The 1381-nt window shown below is 61.2% G+C and carries 1 protein-coding gene and 3 pseudogenes; 2 read left to right on the forward strand and 2 right to left on the reverse strand.

Going from position 1 to position 1381, the window contains the following annotated elements:
* Positions 1-322, forward strand: a pseudogene (locus Y708_RS30385) (transglycosylase); the annotation flags it as partial.
* Positions 323-333: 11 nt separating this feature from the next.
* Here Y708_RS30385 and Y708_RS23575 read toward each other — a convergent pair.
* Positions 334-657: pseudogene (locus tag Y708_RS23575) on the reverse strand (ISAzo13 family transposase); the annotation flags it as partial.
* 237 nt (positions 658-894) lie between these two features.
* Here Y708_RS23575 and Y708_RS31410 point away from each other — a divergent pair.
* On the forward strand, positions 895-1026 hold the full coding sequence (locus tag Y708_RS31410) for an aggregation-promoting factor C-terminal-like domain-containing protein (protein WP_275451103.1): 132 nt from the start codon (positions 895-897) through the stop codon (positions 1024-1026).
* A gap of 11 nt (positions 1027-1037) precedes the next feature.
* Here the strand turns inward: Y708_RS31410 and Y708_RS23580 are convergent.
* Positions 1038-1381: pseudogene (locus Y708_RS23580) on the reverse strand (ISAzo13 family transposase); the annotation flags it as partial.

The raw sequence follows: 1381 nt of genomic DNA on the forward strand, positions 1-1381 counted from the left end.
TGTTGTGCCCGTGGACGATCCTGCGGGGGCGCAAGCGTATGCCTCAAGCCGCATGGGAGGCTTCGGCTGGGGCGGAGACCAGTTCCAGTGTCTGGTTAATCTGTGGAATCGTGAGTCGGGCTGGCGGACGAGCGCTCATAATCCCTACAGCGGCGCGTACGGCATACCGCAGTCCTTGCCAGGCAGCAAAATGGCGAGTGCCGGAGCTGACTGGCGTACCAACTACCGGACCCAGATTGAATGGGGACTCGGCTACATCGCCGGACGCTACGGTACGCCGTGCGCGGCATGGGACCACTCTGAGCGTAACGGCTGGTACTAAGGGCCCGCCGATTATTTAGTTGGTGTGTCGTTTGGTTTGAGGGTGTAGTTCCATTCGGGGTGCCATTGGTGTCTGTGTAGTGTCCCGTTGGTCTCCAGCGAGGCCATTTCGTTGTCGGGTATTTTCACGCCGGTGGGGTACTGTCCGGTGTCGAGTTCGGCCTGGACGGTGAGGCCTGTTTTGGTGGTGGTCGCGGCAATGGAGTTGACGATGACTTCGTGGCTGCTCAGGGGTCGGCCACGCCAGTTCATGGAGATGTGGGAGAAGAGTTTGTGCTCGATCTTGTTCCATTTGCTGGTCCCCGGGGGCAGGTGGCAGACGGTGATTTCCAGCCCCCGCCTCCGCCTCCGCCAGCAGTTCAGCCCCCGCCTCCGCCTCCGCCTGTTGTGCCCGTGGACGATCCTGCGGGGGCGCAAGCGTATGCCTCAAGCCGCATGGGAGGCTTCGGCTGGGGCGGAGACCAGTTCCAGTGTCTGGTTAATCTGTGGAATCGTGAGTCGGGCTGGCGGACGAGCGCTCATAATCCCTACAGCGGCGCGTACGGCATACCGCAGTCCTTGCCAGGCAGCAAAATGGCGAGTGCCGGAGCTGACTGGCGTACCAACTACCGGACCCAGATTGAATGGGGACTCGGCTACATCGCCGGACGCTACGGTACGCCGTGCGCGGCATGGGACCACTCTGAGCGTAACGGCTGGTACTAAGGGCCCGCCGATTATTTAGTTGGTGTGTCGTTTGGTTTGAGGGTGTAGTTCCATTCGGGGTGCCATTGGTGTCTGTGTAGTGTCCCGTTGGTCTCCAGCGAGGCCATTTCGTTGTCGGGTATTTTCACGCCGGTGGGGTACTGTCCGGTGTCGAGTTCGGCCTGGACGGTGAGGCCTGTTTTGGTGGTGGTCGCGGCAATGGAGTTGACGATGACTTCGTGGCTGCTCAGGGGTCGGCCACGCCAGTTCATGGAGATGTGGGAGAAGAGTTTGTGCTCGATCTTGTTCCATTTGCTGGTCCCCGGGGGCAGGTGGCAGACGGTGATTTCCAGGCCTGTTTCGCGGGCCAGGGCGG

This window comes from Arthrobacter sp. H5, from assembly GCF_000520595.1.
Classification (GTDB): domain Bacteria; phylum Actinomycetota; class Actinomycetes; order Actinomycetales; family Micrococcaceae; genus Arthrobacter_D.

What these genes read in the sequence shown, in the direction of transcription:
- Y708_RS31410 (WP_275451103.1), top strand. Translation starts at nt 895, where the DNA reads ATGGCGAGTGCCGGAGCTGACTGGCGTACCAACTACCGGACCCAGATT.